The following is a 16,130-nucleotide window of genomic DNA, read 5'->3' as shown; positions in this document are numbered from 1 at the left end:
TATGGTAGTAGGCGACGCTTCTCTCAATATCGACACATTAGTAATTGGTGCGGGTCCTGGCGGCTATGTAGCTGCCATCCGCGCTGCTCAACTGGGCCAAAGCGTATTGATCGTAGACAAATCCGAACTGGGCGGTGTTTGTTTGAACCGTGGATGTATTCCATCCAAAGCCCTGATCTCTGCTGCACACCAATATGAGTCTGCACTTCACGGTGAAGCTTTTGGTATCTCTGCTGAGAATGTAAAAGTGGACTTCAGCAAAACTCAAGAGTTCAAAAACGGCGTTGTTAAGAAAATGACTGGCGGCGTAGCTGGTTTGCTCAAAGGCAACAAAGTTGAAGTTTTCAACGGTGAGTGCATGTTCATCAACGAAAACGAAGCTCGTGTATTCAATGACCATGAGTCTCCACGTTACAAATTTAAAAATGCTATTATCGCAACAGGTTCCCGTCCAATCGAACTGAAACCTTTCCCGTTTGGCGGACGCATTCTGTCTTCGACAGAAGCTTTGAACTTGCCTGAAGTACCAAAAAGCATGATCGTTATCGGTGGCGGATATATTGGTGCTGAGCTTGGCCAAATGTACTCCAAATTCGGTGCAAAAGTAACAATCATCGAAGGTTTGGATACAGTACTGCCAGGTTTCGATAAAGACATGACTAGCCTCGTTGCTAAAAACATGAAGAAAACAGGCATCGAAATCGTAACGGGTGCAAAAGCTGAGAGTGCTGAGCAAACGGATAAAGATGTAACTGTTAAGTACTCTGTAAATGGTGAGTCCAAAGAAGTAACTGCAGATTACCTGCTGGTAACTGTTGGACGTCGTCCAAACACAGATGGAGAACTGGGTCTCGACATGATTGGTGTTGACGTTGACGAGCGTGGATTTGTCAAAGTTGACCACCAAGGTCGTACTAGCATTCCTCACATCTTCGCTATCGGTGACATCGTATCTGGCTTGGCTCTGGCACACAAAGCTTCTTATGAAGGTAAAGTGGCTGCTGAAGCAATCGCAGGACAACCATCTGTAGTTGACTACAAATGTATGCCAGCTGTTGTATTCACAGATCCAGAGTGTTCCAGCGTAGGTTACACTGAAAAAGAAGCTAAAGAAAAAGGTTACAAAGTAAAAGCAGGCAAATTCCCTTATGCGGGTAACGGCCGTGCTGTATCTTTGAACCACGCTGAAGGCTTCGTGAAAATCGTAGCTGACGAAGAAAGCGGCCTCGTATTGGGTTGCCAAATCGTAGGTCTGGAAGCTTCCAACCTGATTGCTGAGCTTGGTTTGGCAATTGAGATGGGTGCTACATTGGAAGATCTGGCTCTCACAATTCACGCTCACCCAACTTTGGGCGAAATCGTGATGGAAGCTGCGGAATTGGTTATGGGTCACCCGATCCACATCATCTCCCGTTAAGATCATCTAAGTTTCGGATCCGTCCGGCATTATACGTAAATCAGAAGAGACGAATGACGCTAACGCGTTATTCGTCTCTTTTTTCTGAGTAAGAGCCGAGAAATTAAGATACTCGTGTATGTGATATGATAAAAAGTTAAACGCTCATAAGTTTCAGTGAATTGATTTCTTCCAACAACCCAATTGTGGTACACTGTTGTAATGATCAGTCATGATGTGGCTCCAAGCTAATCATGGACTATGTAATTAGTATTGAAGTTAAACTAATCTTTTACACGAGAACGTAGAGGACAGAAAGAACCTGAAGAAGCGGAGCTAAAAGCTTTCTGAAGGAAATCTGCATCGGAAGCATACGCTTCGCCTTTATCACCGGATTTTTCCCTTTGGAAAAGGGGATCGAAAAAATCAGGGGATAACAGCGATCGGAAGGTTGTTCGGTCATCGGAGTGGGCAAGTGTAAATGGTTTTAGTTCAATTGATATACGAGCCAATTCTATTCTGGAGTAGTATAACAGTGAGGGGATATCAACATGAAAAACTATCTTGATTTATTACAGGATATTCTAAACAATGGCGTGCATAAAGGAGACCGTACCGGAACAGGAACACAATCTGTATTCGGCAGACAGCTCCGTTATGATCTCTCCGAAGGATTTCCGCTCGTGACAACCAAACGAATTCATCTCAAATCGGTTATTCATGAACTGTTATGGTTTTTGAGTGGCGATACCAATATATCTTATTTGAAAGAAAACGGTGTGAAGATCTGGGATGACTGGGCGGATGAAAATGGGGATCTCGGACCAGTATACGGCTCGCAGTGGCGCACATGGGAAGCACCGAACGGAGAGAAAATTGATCAGATCGCCGCAGTAATTGATTCGATTAAAAATAATCCAGATTCTCGCCGTCACCTTGTCAGCGCATGGAATGTGGCTGAGATCAACAATATGAAGCTTCCACCTTGTCATTTTGCGTTTCAGTTTTACGTTGCAGAGGGTAAATTATCATGTATGCTTACGATGCGTTCCGTGGACACGTTCCTCGGGTTGCCGTTCAACATCGCGAGTTATGCGCTCTTGACGCATATGATTGCGCAGCAGTGTGATCTTGAGGTGGGTGATTTCATCTGGTCTGGAGGGGATGTTCACATCTACTCTAACCATGTGGACCAAGTTAAAACGCAGCTGGAGCGTGAACCCTATGCTTTACCTAAGCTGGTAATTAAGCGGAAACCGGATTCTATTTTCGATTATAAGTTTGAAGACTTCGAGTTTGAGAACTACCAGCATCATCCGGGCATTAAAGCTCCAATTGCAGTCTAATTACGTGATCAACCTCTATAAGATACTTGGATTGAAGGAGTGTATTACCCTTGAGTATTGAACTTGTATGGGCAATGGGGGAGAACGGTGTGATCGGATTAAACAATTCGATTCCATGGCGTCTACCCAAAGATATGGCCTTTTTCAAACAACGTACGCTGAACAAAACGATTATCATGGGGCGTAACACGTGGGAATCTTTTGGCGGAAAGCCGCTTCCTCAGCGCCGTAATATCGTAGTGACAAGAGATCTGAACTACAAAGTGCAACAAGCTGAGATCGTGCATACGATTGAAGAGGGTCTGAGCGTAACCAAAGGTGAGGAACTTTGCGTAATTGGGGGTTCCCAAGTGTATCGCGAGTTCTTGCCACTTGCAGATCGTCTTGTGGTGACCAAAATTCATGAGAATTTTGAGGGAGATACCTTTTTCCCGGAAGTCGATTGGTCCGAATGGGAACTGATTGAACAGATTGAAGGAGAGCAGGATGAAAAAAATGTTCACGCGTATACATTCGAATTTTATGAACGTAAACGGTAAATGTTGTATAAAAATATCCTGACTTCGTTCGGAATTGTATGATGAGAGGCGCTGATTACGAATTATTCGTGAACAGCGTCTTTTCTTTATAAAAAAATGAGTCACTTGTTTAGAGTGGAACGCATATTACATTAATATAACATTAAGACTAGATGATTATGTATATTATGCATAAGACCTAGCATATAACAGTAAAAAAGTGTAAAAGTTTTGAGGTTTTAACGTTGTGAAGCCCTAAAATTGGTCTAAGATTCGGAAATGAGAACGATTTTTAGCAAAATATGTTGGATTTGATGACAAATTATCTGACATTTACATAACGTTTCGAGCTTTTACTTCTTTAACAAACACCTGATTTCGCAGTTCAAAACCATATTTAACACCAAAATAAGGGTATTGACCATAGGTAGACTTGAAAGATATGATGTATAAAATACAAATAATTATGCGGATAATCCATTTAATATTCAGCTCTGTAAATGCTACTATAATTGAAATATCTTCGAGAAGATTTTGTGATACAATAGACAAAAACTCAAGTAATGAGTAATCCATTTCATATAGAACCATGCACATGAAGGGATTAAGACAAGAACGGATGGGGGAAAACGTAAGATGTCTACACCTACTGGATTTATGGAATACAAACGTCAACTGCCAGCGGATCGAGAGCCAGCGGAGCGGATTAAGGATTGGGAAGAGTTTCATAAACATATGGCAGAAGAAGAACTCAGAACACAAGGTGCACGATGCATGGATTGTGGTACCCCGTATTGCCATACAGGTATAGATATGATTGGCGGCACATCAGGTTGCCCCGTGCATAACCTGATTCCAGAATGGAATAATCTTGTATATCGCGGACTGTGGAGAGAAGCTCTTGAGCGCCTTCATAAAACGAATAATTTCCCGGAATTTACAGGTCGCGTCTGTCCTGCTCCTTGTGAAGGATCATGTACAGTTGGCTTAATTGGTCAGCCTGTAACCATCAAAACCATTGAAGAAGCTATTATTGAAAAAGGTTTCGAAGAAGGATGGGTGGTTCCCCAACCTCCTGAAAAACGTACGGGTAAACGTGTAGCTGTCGTAGGCTCTGGTCCAGCGGGATTGGCTACTGCGGCTCAGTTGAATAAAGCAGGGCACTTGGTAACAGTGTATGAGCGTTCGGACCGTGTCGGCGGATTGCTGATGTATGGTATCCCGACGATGAAATTGGATAAAAATGTGGTTCAACGTCGTGTTGATCTGCTTGAAGCAGAAGGTATCCAATTTATTACGAACACGGAGATCGGTAAAGATATTGCAGCACAACAACTGGTAGATGATTACGACGCTGTTGTATTGTGCGGTGGTGCAACTAAACCACGTGAATTCAACATTGAAGGCAGCGACTTGAAAGGCGTTCATTACGCCATGGATTTCCTGAATGGCAGCATTAAGAGCTATCTGGACTCCAATCTGGAAGACGGCCAATATCTGTCCGCTAAGGAAAAAGACATTATCGTCATTGGTGGCGGAGATACAGGATCTGACTGTGTGGCTACATCGCTGCGTCACGGTTGTCGTACTGTTACACAATTCGGTACGCATACACAAGCGCCGATGGAGCGTGATCGTATTAACAACCCTTGGCCGCAATTCCCGAACGTGTATACACTTGATTATGCACAAGAGGAAGCCAAAGCATTATTTGGTCAAGATCCACGTGAATTCTCAATCATGACAACCAAGTTTGTCGGAGACGATGAGGGTAACCTCAAAGAATTGCATACGGTGCAAATCGAGCGTATTGTAGATGAGACAGGTCGCAAGATTTATCAGCCAATTCCAGGTACAGAGCGTGTATTCCCGGCTCAAATGGCCATGATTGCGATTGGATTTGATGGACCGGAACAAACATTGGTAGAGCAACTGGGACTTGCAACAGATCGTCGTACGAACGTTAAGGCACGTTATGGCAAATACAATACCAATGTGGATAAAGTATTTGCAGCAGGTGACATGCGTCGTGGTCAAAGCTTGGTTGTATGGGCGATCAATGAAGGCCGTGAGGCTGCTCGTGAAGTGGACAAATACTTGATGGGTGCTACGGTTCTGGTTTAACGTTCTACAACAAAAACGGATTTACATGAATACTAAACCAGTAAAAGTATAGATTAGATCTCAATGATAACCCCCGCGTTCAGTGGGGGTTGTTTGTTGTCTTTTAACTTTTAAATAGAAAAGACTACATATTTCACGCAAGTGTGAGCAATAGCATTGCTTTTTAAGTGATAAAGATTTATTATTATATTATAATGATTATAAATAAGGATTCGCTGAAACCAACAATCAGTACGATAAAAGTAAAATCTAATGAATATAAACTGGAGGTGCGACCTGCTATGGCAAGTAACCGGGACAAGTCCATTTCAGAACAGATCTTTCACATTAAAAATCAATTGGTTGAAAAAGGATATAAGTTAACACAACAACGGGAAGTTACTGTACGTGTATTGCTTGAACATGAGAAGGATCATTTTAGCGCAGAGGAAGTATTCCTGCTGGTTAAAGAGCAGTTCCCTGAGATTGGATTGGCTACCGTATACCGAACTCTCGAACTGCTGAGTGACCTTCAGGTCGTTGAAAAGATTAACTTTGGCGACGGTGCTGCGCGTTTCGATCTACGGAGTACGGATGGTTCCCATCATCACCATCACTTGATCTGTACAGAATGTGGAAAAGTAGAAGAGATTATGGAAGATGGTCTCCTTCGTTTGGAACAACAAATTGAGCGTCAGTATGGCTTTGCTGTTACGGATCATCGTTTGGATTTCCAAGGTGTGTGCAAAGAATGCAGACAAAAGCATGTACTGAAAGAACAGGCAGCAGGATAATTCATCTCGGGAGGGTGCTCCCGAATTCAAAATCTGATATAATGAGTATCAGAAGCAAGGGGCTTCCGTCGGCGGAAGGCCCCTTTTTGCCGTCATGCGGACGGTGAAGGAGGAGAGATGGACGGATGAAGACACTGGTTATAGCGGAAAAACCCGACATGGGTCGAACCATTGCCGCCGTCATAGAACCAAAGGCCAAGAACAATCGCACGTATCTGGAGGGTGAGCATTACATCATCACTTGGGCGATTGGGCATTTGCTTGGACTGGCTGAACCGGATGCCTATGATACGAAGTACAAGCGTTGGAATATAGCGGACCTGCCGATTATACCTGACCAGTTCAAGATTGTACCCAATCCGAGAACGAAAGATCAGCTCAAAATGATTGGAGAACTGGCAAAACGGGCTTCAGCCATCGTTAATGCTTGCGATGCAGGGAGAGAAGGACAGTACATCTTCGCCCTCATACAACAGCAACTGAAGCTCCGCCAGCCTGTAAAGCGTCTATGGATATCGGATTTGACGGCAGAGAGCATTAGACGTGGTTTTGATGGTCTAAAGGATGCCTCTGAATTTGAAAATTTGACCCATGCAGCTCGCGCCAGAAGTGAAGCCGATTGGCTGATCGGGATGAATGCCTCACGGGCGTTTACAACCCGTCATAATGCATTGTTGTCTGTAGGCCGTGTGCAGACGCCGGTACTCGCGCTAATCTATGATCGGGAAATCGAGATTGAAGCGTTTCAGTCACAGACCTTTTATGAAGTGGCCGCCTGGTTTCGGCAGGAAGGTGTCGAGTACCGGGGACTGCGTCAAGGCGATAAGCTGACCGATGCCGAGGCAGCAGAGGCCATTGCAGCCAGTGTGAAGGGCAAGACAGGGCAGATTACCAAATACGAAGCAAAGCAGACGAAGGAGTATCCGTATCGTTTGTATGACCTGACCCTTTTACAGCGTGAAGCCAATGCCAAGTTCGGATATGGAGCCAAAAAAACACTGGATATCGCGCAGGCCTTGTATGAAAAACACAAGGTAATTTCGTATCCGCGGACGAACTCCAACTATGTTACAGAACAGAATATTGAAGGTATGCACAAAACGCTAAACCTGCTTAAAAATGGTACCTATAGTGAGCTTGCGCAAGGGGCCAAGCCAGAGCTTGTTCATAAGAATAATAAAGGGGTATGTAATCCGAGCAGGGTGGAAGATCACCATGCGATCTTACCTACATTAAAGCGACCAGGTACCTTATCCAAGGATGAACAGAACATCTACGATTTGATTGTAAGGCGTTTCTTGTCTCACTTTTATCCTCCGGCGGAGTATAAGCAACATACAGTGCTCACCGAAGTGGAGAAACATCAGTTTAAGACATCTGTCAAAGAGCTGCTGTCTCTCGGATGGAAAGTGGTCCTCGGTTCTGGAGATCAGGAACAGGGTGGTGCAGGCAAGAAGAAGACCAAGAAAAACGGCAATGAAGAAGAGGAAGCCGAGGAGTGGACGGACAAGGCTTTTGCTGTACAGCCTGACTTGCCTGTTCAATGTACAAAGAGTGAGTTTAAGGAGAAGGCGACGCAACCTCCCAAAAGTTATACCGAGGGAACATTGCTGAAAGCGATGGAAAGTGCAGGCAAGCAGATCGAGAATGAAGAGCTGCGAGATGCGATGAAAGATAGTGGTCTGGGTACTCCAGCCACACGAGCGGCTACGATTGAACGGCTTAAAAACGTAGGTTACATTACGCTGCAAGGGAAGAAAATGCAGTTGACGCTCAAAGGCAGAACGGCGATTGAATTGATCCGCCGGGCGGGCGTAGATCTGTTAACTTCACCTGAGATGACCGGGCAATGGGAAAGAAGGTTATATCAGATTTCCAAAGGTGAGGCGGGTCAGGACAAGTTCATGGAGAACGTCAAGAAATTCACCTTGTCCATCATTGAGAAAGTGCGTGTACAAGCTCCAGCTCCAGCAGATGCTTTTGGAGAAGATTCGCGTGCAGGCAGGGGGAAAGGCAAGGGAGCCAGAACCCAAACCGGCAATACGAGGACATCTGCCAAGACAGTTAGTGGCGGTTCAGCTGTTAAAACGTCGCGTCAAGCTTCGGCATCTTCGTCCAGAGCTGGCAGTGGGAAAAGCACGACCACCAAGGCGCCATCTTCAACTTCGAGCGCATCAGGAGTGAGAGAGTTACTTGCACCTTGTCCTTCTCCAGGCTGTACAGGCCAGATTATAGAGGGCAAGAAAGGCTATGGATGCTCACGTTTCAAGGAAGGCTGCTCATTTGTGGTCTGGAAAGAGTATGCGGGCAAAAAAATCACCAGTACGATGTTAAAATCGCTGATTGAGAAGGGGAGTACGCAAGTACTGTCTTTCAAACGAAAAGACGGAAGTACGGTGAAGGCGCGTATTATTCTACAGGACGTAGTAACAGGCAAGTTATCTGGTGAGAAGCAGGATGCTTGAAATTAGTTAACATACAGCAAAAGGACCCTTAACCAAGGGTCCTTTTCTGTTGCTGCTGTTGTATATTTTCGTGTATAACTTTCGGGACCTCTTCCAGTGCAGTGATGGTATACATCGACGTTTCCGGATTAGGTTGAAGTTCTACGATGTTGTACTGCCATTCATTTGGCTGTTTGATATATATGCTGTGAATTCCGGCTTTTACGGCAGGCATAATATCTGTCCGAAGAGAGTTGCCAATCATCCATGTTGCACGGCGATCAAATGGACCGTTAGACAGAATGCCTTCCAGTGCCTCGATGTTTTTGTGTTGCCGGATATAGATCCGATCATCAAAATAAGCCGAGAGTTTCATCTGATCAATCTTGCGCTGTTGGATCACGGTTTCGCCGCCCGTATATAAGTAGAGGGAATGTCCAGCACCTTTGAGGTTCTCAAGCGTTTCAACCATATGAGGGTAGGGTTCAACCTCCTGATCGTACACACTCATGCCCAACTTGCTCAGATAGGACTCTTCTCTGGGAGAAGTTAATCTGGAGAACTTGCCTGAGAAATACCGATAGGTATCAATCAGGGATTGCGGAAAATGATGACTTGCAAAGCCAAGTTTGTTCACTCCTGTGACATCGATCTCCAGCTGTTTTTCGCGAATCTCTTGCGTTGTCAGAGAATGTCCATCAAACCACTCCTGCATATTTTCGAAGAATTCCCCCAAAATCAGGTTGAAATACTTGTTGCAATATACGAGTGTATCATCAAGGTCAAACAAAATATGTTGTTTCATTATTTTCATGATCTAACTCACTCCTTGTAGCCAGCAACTCCACAATGGTTCAACTAAATTATATGCGAATATAGGATTCCAGGAACATATTCAATTCAGATACGCCATCTGGCCGAATACTGTATTTCTCTTTACGGTTACTTCCGAGCAGATGAGTGCGTAGCAGGCCTGCGATACGAAGCGCCATCACCTGGTCTTTGACCGTGTCTTCGTCTTTACCCAATGCTTCACACATCTCAGCAAGAGATTTGGGTTCATCCGATACGTAACGAAGCAGTCGAAGTCTTTCAGGATCAGCCAGTGCATGGGTGAAACGTAAAAGACATGTTGGCGGCTGGTCTTCATTCTCTTCAGGTGCATCTACGGGATACTGCATGATCATCATACCCTCATAGAAGCAGTACATATTAATAGGACGATTGTGCACCGTTGGGAAAAGGATGACTTCGTTCAGTCCAGGCATCGGTTCAACAAGAACGCCGGCTGTAGCATATTCAATAAGAAGTTCAGGTCCCATTTTATCAAGCAAAATGCGTTTTTCTTCGGCATCTTCTTCCAGCCATACGCGCTGATCTTCACTCATATTCTGACAGTAGTGTTGATCCCATAGTCGCAATAATGGGACATAACTGTTCCGAATGCGCGTAGATTCTTCTATTGTAAGAGCGGGCAAGAGGGGAGAGACCCGTGCATACAGGTCTTCCGCTGTCATTCCGGCAAGCATGTCCAGAAAATCACGATTCTCCGATGTATCATTTTGATATGCTGCCCATGCAAACAAGACATCAAAATCATCAAAAGGCCAAGTGGCAGCAGGTGCGAGCGCAGCTCGAACATTGGAACTTAGTTTGCCTTCCACTTCCAGAATCCATTCAGGACCAATATCCAGATGCTGAATCCATTTTTTCGTGACATAAACTAGAAAGCTGTTGAGCATTTCATATATCGGTGAAACATCAATTTTAACATGATAAGCCATAATGTTGCAGAATCCTCCCGTCACATCTAAATGTACGCAGCGACTTAAGTACTATTATGGCTTGTTTTGCAGGGCGTTGTCCACTATAATGTTCAAGTCCGGGGCAAAGCCCCGATCCATGAATAGCAGTTTAAAACCATATGTATACCATACGAAAGTCGTCAGCGATGGCGATTTTTCTTTGTGTGCTCGCAGGAGGAATGAATTCGTGTCATCGATTACTCGTCCCAAACTATCACACTCGACAGCCAATTATCTTATTTTGATTACGGTTATTGTGGTAGCGGGAATTAGTCAGGGGCTTCTGCTACCTGTGCTTTCGATTTTTTTGGAGCAAAAAGGGGTTTCGCCAGGTTTAAACGGATTAAACGCCGCCGCGCTGTACATTGGCTCTTTTGCCATGACTCTAGTTGCGGAGCGACTATTGGGAGCACTAGGGTTCAAAAAGCTGATTGTAGGTGGCCTGATATTGGTCATGGTCCCTTTAATATTGTTTCCGTACTTACCAGATATTAAAATATGGTTCATTTTGCGTCTGGTCGTTGGAATAGGAGACAGCGCACTTCATTATGCGGCTCAGCTCTGGGTGCTGCTTGTCACTGCACCTGAAAAGCGTGGACGCTACATATCGCTATATGGCATGTCCTATGGTCTGGGATTCAGCATTGGTCCACTGGGCATCAAATTGCTTGGATTCGGTGATGCTGTGCCTTTCTGGGTGTTATTCGTATGTATTGCCGCAGTTCTTTTACTGGTATTAATGAAGCTTCCGGATACGAAGCCGGAAAAAGCAGAACATGGCCAACTGCCCGAACGCCGCTTCCGTCGTAGTCTGGCATGGGCTTGGTATGCACTGTTACCGGCACTTTTATACGGATATATGGAGGCCGGTATGAATAGTAACTTCCCCGTATACGGCTTGCGTATTGGATTCGACACCAATCAGATTTCTTCGTTGCTTCCTTTTATCGGAATTGGAGGTTTGTTCCTTCAATTGCCTCTGGGTATGTTGAGTGACCGATATGGGCGAAAGAAAGTATTAATGTTTGCGGGCATCAGCGGGGGAATGATCTTCATGCTGGTTCCAGTCGCAGGTACGCATTTTTGGTGGACGCTTGTATTGTTGACGATCGCAGGTGGCCTGGTCGGTTCATTTTTCTCACTGGGCCTTGCCTATGCTGCAGATATCCTGCCTAAAGTGTTGCTGCCTGCAGCCAACGTCGTGGCGTCCTTTCATTTCACGATTGGAAGCATTATTGGACCGAATCTGGGCGGTCAGATGATCAACTGGATTTCACCGGGAAGCATGTTCACGTTGCTGGGAATCATGTACCTTCTTTTCGGCGCGGCAGGCATATTATTTCGTCGTAAACCTGAGTTCGAATCTGTGTTAAAATAGAAGCTGGTGTTCGCATGGAAATTGATGTCCATTTCCGAGTACACTAGTGGTAGGGAAAAACATGGACAAGAGGAGACATCGCGATGATCAGAGTAGAGAACTTGAGTAAATCCGTTGGCGTGGACCGCGTTCCCGTTCTACGGGATATTCGATTTGATATGCAACAAGGTGAGATGATTGCTGTAGTTGGCTCAAGCGGTAGTGGGAAAAGCATGTTGCTCAAATGTTTGGCCATGATGGAGAAATGGGATTCCGGCCGGTTTACGGTGGACGGTGCCGAGATTTTGAAAGAAGGCTGGTCCGGAAAACGGAAAATCAAACGGGAATGGGCATACTTGGAACAAAATCCAGAATTATTTCCTAGACGTACGGCTCTTAAAAATGTATTAATCGGACGATCGGGTCAGACTCCCGTATGGAGAATGGTAACCGGTATGGTACGTTCCGATGATTATATGGGTGCGATGGATTATCTCGAAAACTTGGGATTACTCGATAAAGCACATCAGATTGCAGAGAAGCTGAGTGGTGGTGAGAAGCAACGTGTTGCCATTGCAAGAGCGCTTGCTCATGGTGCCAAAGTGGTTCTGGCCGATGAACCTGTGATTGGTCTTGACCCTCACACAGCAGATTCCGTGCTGGAAACGCTGCGCAAATTATGTGAAGAAGAACGTGCAACAGTTATTGCAGTACTGCCTATTGAACTTGCTGAGAAACATGCCACACGGATCTGGGGATTGGCAGACGGCAAGATTGCTTTTGATATTCGTGGACGCAGACTGACACAGCAAGAAAAAAACCAGATTTAAACTATTGAAAAGAGTGATGAGATTGTTTAATTCACGGTGGGGACGCTTCATTGCAGCAGGAACGATGGCGATTATGCTTGGTTCTGTTCTAAGCGGATGTACAGTCATAAGTGACCCCAAGGGTTTGATGAGAAAACCAATGATGTCCACAGATAAGGAAAAACTGTACAACGTGGTTCAAGTTAAACTGCCGCCAGAGAGCACGTTGATTCGTCCTAAGGACATGAATAATACCAGTATGATTCGAGTGGAAGACCTGAATGGGGATGGGACTCGGGAAGCGATTGTTTTTTATGAGACGCCGAATGAGAATGTGCGAATCCATGGCATGATTTTGGAAGAGCAGGGGGGCACATGGGTTAAAAAGCTTACATTTGACGTGCCGGGAAATGAGCTGCAATCCTTTAAAGTATTGGATATTACGAATGATGGTAATCCCGATATTATACTTGGGGTTAGTTTACAGGAGCAAAAAGCTTTGACTGCCTATTCGTACAAGGGCGGGGCACTCGAACAGGTTCTAGGTGGAGTTCCGTATAATCAATATATCATTGATGATGCGCAGGGAAATACGCTGGATCTGAGTGGAGATGGCAAGAGTGATTTTGTTATCATTTCGCTGAACAACAGTGGCTTTGCAACGATTGCTTTATACCAGTACGAAGATGGAAGCTTCAAGGAAGTTGATCGGGTGCAGACCGATTATACCGTTAAAGAAGTTTATAATGCTCTAGGCGGAGAAATCGCAGAAGGACAAATGGGCATTGTACTGGATGCAGAGCTTGATGATCGGAGTTCCTTCTCACAAATTATGTATGTTAAGGATAACAAGTTAGTCAATGCTTTCAAATCACCGGATCAAACATATAGAGATGACAAAATTTTAAGCGGTGATGTTGATAATGATGGTATTATTGAGTTTGGACTCAAAGAGACTCCAAAGGGTTGGGAGCATTACGTTTTTGACTCTCGGTTGTGGTTCTATACTTATTATCAATGGGATGGTAAAGACGGCAAGAAATTTGTCTCATTCCAATTCCGGGATGATGCCGATTTATTTCATCTAAACCTCAAGCCAGAGTGGTACGGTAAAATCACTATTGATACCAAATCGGAAAAGGAAAAATATATTCGATTTAAAATGATTGATACGGACGAAACCGTGGCAGAGATCAAATATTTCACCCTTTCCAAGTGGGAACAAGAGAAGGGTAAAAGCTGGAAGGAAATTACGCGCACCAAAGATCGGGTTATTGCTTCACGAGTAGCACAATCAGAGGCGGGTAAAGATGCACTGAGTAATACTTCTCAGCTGAATAGAAAGGGAGAACTTAATGAGTAAAGTACTTATTCTTGAGGATGAAGAATCCATCCGCAGTTTTATAGTGATTAATCTAAAGAGAAACGGATTCGAAGTGCTTGAAGCGGGTGACGGCCATGAAGCGCTTCGCATACTGCAAACGGTACCTGATATTGATCTGGCTCTGCTGGATGTCATGGTACCTGGTATTGATGGATTTGAGGTCTGTCGACGCATACGTGAAACCAATGAGCGTCTTGGTATCATCTTCTTGACTGCCAAAGTGCAGGAACAGGATAAAGTATACGCACTCTCCGTTGGTGCAGATGATCACGTAAGCAAGCCTTTCAGCCCAACAGAGCTGATTGCGCGTATTCAGTCTTTGTTACGTCGTGTGAACGTGCACCGGGAAACTGCGGCTAAGGTTACGTTCCAGTCCGGACCATTTTCACTGGATCTGATCTCGAAACAGTTCAAAAAACAGAATGAAGCCATTGAGTTAACTCCAACGGAGTTTTCCTTGATTCAGTTTTTCCTGGAAAAAGAAAATACACCACTCAGCCGTGATGTGTTGTTAGATCATGTATGGGGCAAAGAGTACATGGGTGATCCCAAAATTGTGGATGTAAACATTCGTCGTCTCCGTCAAAAAATTGAGAACAATCCTTCCGAGCCCGAATACCTGCAGACTGTATGGGGTCACGGGTACAAATGGAAGGGCCGGGAGCAATGATTAAAAAAGGCATTACACGGCAGATCGTACTACACTATTTCTTTGTAGTTTTTCTTGCTCTGCTGTTGGTCGAATTCGTATTTATGTTGGCAGTACAAAGGTATTATTATGAAAGTATCTACAATACGATTAGTACCCACATTTCTAATTCAAAGGACTTTTTCGAGCCGATCGCTCGTGAGAATACTACGGAGGACGGAAATAATCTGTCCAGACTGATTGTGAATTTGGCATTGTCCAATACTGAATTGGAAATATTGGATCTGAACGGGCGCGTATTGGCGAGTTCGACTGCTTTTGAATCTGACCGTGCTGTGTTGCAAACCAGTGATATTATGCAGGCTTTGAACGGGGACATGGGACGCTGGATTGGAAGACAACCAGGTACTGGAGAATCCGTCATGGCCGTTTCACACAAGTTTGATCTGGGCGGCGAAAATACTTATGTAATTCGATATCTGACATCACTCGAGGATGTAAACTCCAAGCTGCTAAATATGGGATTGCTAGCCGCTGCGGTCGGTGTTGCCGTGCTTGCGATTGTCTTAATTATCAGTATTGGTATGGCGAATTCCATTGTGCGTCCAATCAATAACATCACTGCAGTATCTGCTCAAATGGCCAGGGGAAGGCTCGATGTCAGGGTTAAAGGAAACTATAAGCACGAACTGGGCGAACTGGCATCAACGCTTAACTTCATGGCACATGAAATCGTGCGCAGTAATCAGATCAAGGATGATTTTATCTCTTCGATCTCACATGAATTAAGAACACCTCTAACCAGTATCAAGGGTTGGAGTGAGACACTGGACTCAGGCGGTTATGATCCGGAAGAAACCCGAATTGGGATGGGGATCATTTCCAAGGAAACCGAACGACTGATTGGACTTGTTGAAGAGATGCTGGATTTCTCCAAATTGCAGCAGAACCAGATGAAGCTGGTCAAAGGAACCGTCAACATTCGTGAAATTGTACAGGAAACGATGTTGAATGTCTGGGCCAAAGCGGAACAAAAACAGGTTCATCTCAAGTTGGAAACGGATGAGACTCGTGCTTATAATGTCCATGGAGACGGCAACAGACTGAAACAAGTCTTCCTGAACGTTGTGGATAATGCAATCAAATTCTCACATGAAAATTCCTGGATCTTTTTGTCCGTCAAAGAGGAGAATGGACAGATTATTGCAGCTGTTCAGGACACAGGCATCGGAATCAGTGAGGAACACCTCATCAAAGTGCGGGACCGCTTCTTCCAGGTCAATCATCAAAATGGGGGAACGGGACTGGGACTTGCGATTACGCAGGAACTGGTGGAACTGCATGAGGGAACCATCACGATGCAGAGTGAACTCGGATCGGGGACAACCGTTACGATTACATTACCCGCTGTGGCTGAGGAGATGGGGACAGAGGAGTCTGTCACCCAGTCTGGTGATGCTGAAGTCACACAAGAGCGAACAGCAAGCGATGTGAAATTAGATAATCTAAAAAATTCTTAAGATTG

13 protein-coding genes are annotated in these 16,130 nt (G+C 44.8%); 11 read left to right on the top strand and 2 right to left on the bottom strand.

Annotation, left to right across the window (positions count from 1 at the left end):
* Position 1: 1 nt before the first annotated feature.
* The 6 genes from lpdA to NYE45_RS17015 all read left to right on the top strand — a co-directional run bounded on the left by lpdA (position 2) and on the right by NYE45_RS17015 (position 8,622).
* Entirely contained in the window at positions 2–1,417 is a 1,416-nt protein-coding gene (gene lpdA, locus NYE45_RS17040; protein ID WP_036613658.1) for a dihydrolipoyl dehydrogenase, read from the top strand.
* Between the two features lie 530 nt (positions 1,418–1,947).
* The gene (gene thyA / locus NYE45_RS17035) at positions 1,948–2,742 is read left to right on the top strand and encodes a thymidylate synthase (RefSeq protein ID WP_036613661.1); all 795 of its coding nucleotides are present in this window, start codon (positions 1,948–1,950) and stop codon (positions 2,740–2,742) included.
* 50 nt (positions 2,743–2,792) lie between these two features.
* Complete coding sequence (locus NYE45_RS17030; RefSeq protein WP_062834874.1) at positions 2,793–3,281, top strand: dihydrofolate reductase; 489 nt, start codon at positions 2,793–2,795, stop codon at positions 3,279–3,281.
* Positions 3,282–3,896: 615 nt separating this feature from the next.
* Positions 3,897–5,384 (top strand): glutamate synthase subunit beta, encoded by a 1,488-nt coding sequence (locus NYE45_RS17025; RefSeq protein WP_062834873.1) that lies wholly within the window; start codon positions 3,897–3,899, stop codon positions 5,382–5,384.
* A 281-nt stretch (positions 5,385–5,665) separates the two neighbouring features.
* Positions 5,666–6,157: a Fur family transcriptional regulator gene (locus tag NYE45_RS17020; RefSeq protein ID WP_036613667.1), complete on the top strand. Its 492-nt coding sequence runs from the start codon at positions 5,666–5,668 to the stop codon at positions 6,155–6,157.
* A 125-nt stretch (positions 6,158–6,282) separates the two neighbouring features.
* Positions 6,283–8,622 (top strand): DNA topoisomerase 3, encoded by a 2,340-nt coding sequence (locus tag NYE45_RS17015; RefSeq protein WP_340013324.1) that lies wholly within the window; start codon positions 6,283–6,285, stop codon positions 8,620–8,622.
* A gap of 28 nt (positions 8,623–8,650) precedes the next feature.
* Here the strand turns inward: NYE45_RS17015 and NYE45_RS17010 are convergent, their stop codons facing one another.
* Both NYE45_RS17010 and NYE45_RS17005 read right to left on the bottom strand, forming a co-directional pair.
* The gene (locus NYE45_RS17010) at positions 8,651–9,415 is read right to left on the bottom strand and encodes an HAD family hydrolase (RefSeq protein WP_076331569.1); all 765 of its coding nucleotides are present in this window, start codon (positions 9,413–9,415) and stop codon (positions 8,651–8,653) included.
* Positions 9,416–9,464: 49 nt separating this feature from the next.
* Positions 9,465–10,385 (bottom strand): helix-turn-helix domain-containing protein, encoded by a 921-nt coding sequence (locus tag NYE45_RS17005; RefSeq protein ID WP_340013322.1) that lies wholly within the window; start codon positions 10,383–10,385, stop codon positions 9,465–9,467.
* Between the two features lie 208 nt (positions 10,386–10,593).
* Here NYE45_RS17005 and NYE45_RS17000 point away from each other — a divergent pair, with 208 nt between their 5' ends.
* From NYE45_RS17000 to NYE45_RS16980, 5 genes are all read left to right on the top strand, one after another.
* Complete coding sequence (locus NYE45_RS17000; RefSeq protein WP_340013321.1) at positions 10,594–11,784, top strand: MFS transporter; 1,191 nt, start codon at positions 10,594–10,596, stop codon at positions 11,782–11,784.
* A gap of 83 nt (positions 11,785–11,867) precedes the next feature.
* Positions 11,868–12,593 carry an ATP-binding cassette domain-containing protein gene (locus tag NYE45_RS16995; protein ID WP_062834868.1) on the top strand — a complete coding sequence of 242 codons (726 nt, stop codon included), beginning with the start codon at positions 11,868–11,870 and terminating at the stop codon, positions 12,591–12,593.
* Positions 12,594–12,609: 16 nt separating this feature from the next.
* Entirely contained in the window at positions 12,610–13,935 is a 1,326-nt protein-coding gene (locus NYE45_RS16990; protein WP_153028202.1) for a hypothetical protein, read from the top strand.
* Positions 13,928–14,626: a response regulator transcription factor gene (locus NYE45_RS16985; RefSeq protein ID WP_017688086.1), complete on the top strand. Its 699-nt coding sequence runs from the start codon at positions 13,928–13,930 to the stop codon at positions 14,624–14,626. The genes NYE45_RS16990 and NYE45_RS16985 overlap by 8 nt, the downstream gene beginning before the upstream one ends.
* Complete coding sequence (locus NYE45_RS16980; RefSeq protein ID WP_340013319.1) at positions 14,623–16,125, top strand: HAMP domain-containing sensor histidine kinase; 1,503 nt, start codon at positions 14,623–14,625, stop codon at positions 16,123–16,125. The genes NYE45_RS16985 and NYE45_RS16980 overlap by 4 nt, the downstream gene beginning before the upstream one ends.
* The last annotated feature ends 5 nt before the right edge of the window (positions 16,126–16,130 follow it).

Origin of the sequence: Paenibacillus sp. FSL K6-1318 (assembly GCF_037976905.1) — a bacterium.
In the GTDB taxonomy this organism is placed as follows: Bacteria; Bacillota; Bacilli; order Paenibacillales; family Paenibacillaceae; genus Paenibacillus; species Paenibacillus amylolyticus_A.
Note: the sequence above shows the minus strand (reverse complement) of the source record. Positions and strands in the feature narration are given on the sequence as shown.

Bases quoted from the DNA above. Each gene is read 5' to 3' on its own strand.
- lpdA (WP_036613658.1), top strand. From the start codon at position 2: ATGGTAGTAGGCGACGCTTCTCTCAATATCGACACATTAGTAATTGGT.
- thyA (WP_036613661.1), top strand. From the start codon at position 1,948: ATGAAAAACTATCTTGATTTATTACAGGATATTCTAAACAATGGCGTG.
- NYE45_RS17025 (WP_062834873.1), top strand. From the start codon at position 3,897: ATGTCTACACCTACTGGATTTATGGAATACAAACGTCAACTGCCAGCG.
- NYE45_RS17020 (WP_036613667.1), top strand. From the start codon at position 5,666: ATGGCAAGTAACCGGGACAAGTCCATTTCAGAACAGATCTTTCACATT.
- NYE45_RS17015 (WP_340013324.1), top strand. From the start codon at position 6,283: ATGAAGACACTGGTTATAGCGGAAAAACCCGACATGGGTCGAACCATT.
- NYE45_RS17010 (WP_076331569.1), bottom strand. From the start codon at position 9,415: ATGAAAATAATGAAACAACATATTTTGTTTGACCTTGATGATACACTC.
- NYE45_RS17005 (WP_340013322.1), bottom strand. From the start codon at position 10,385: ATGGCTTATCATGTTAAAATTGATGTTTCACCGATATATGAAATGCTC.
- NYE45_RS16995 (WP_062834868.1), top strand. From the start codon at position 11,868: ATGATCAGAGTAGAGAACTTGAGTAAATCCGTTGGCGTGGACCGCGTT.
- NYE45_RS16990 (WP_153028202.1), top strand. From the start codon at position 12,610: ATGAGATTGTTTAATTCACGGTGGGGACGCTTCATTGCAGCAGGAACG.
- NYE45_RS16985 (WP_017688086.1), top strand. From the start codon at position 13,928: ATGAGTAAAGTACTTATTCTTGAGGATGAAGAATCCATCCGCAGTTTT.
- NYE45_RS16980 (WP_340013319.1), top strand. From the start codon at position 14,623: ATGATTAAAAAAGGCATTACACGGCAGATCGTACTACACTATTTCTTT.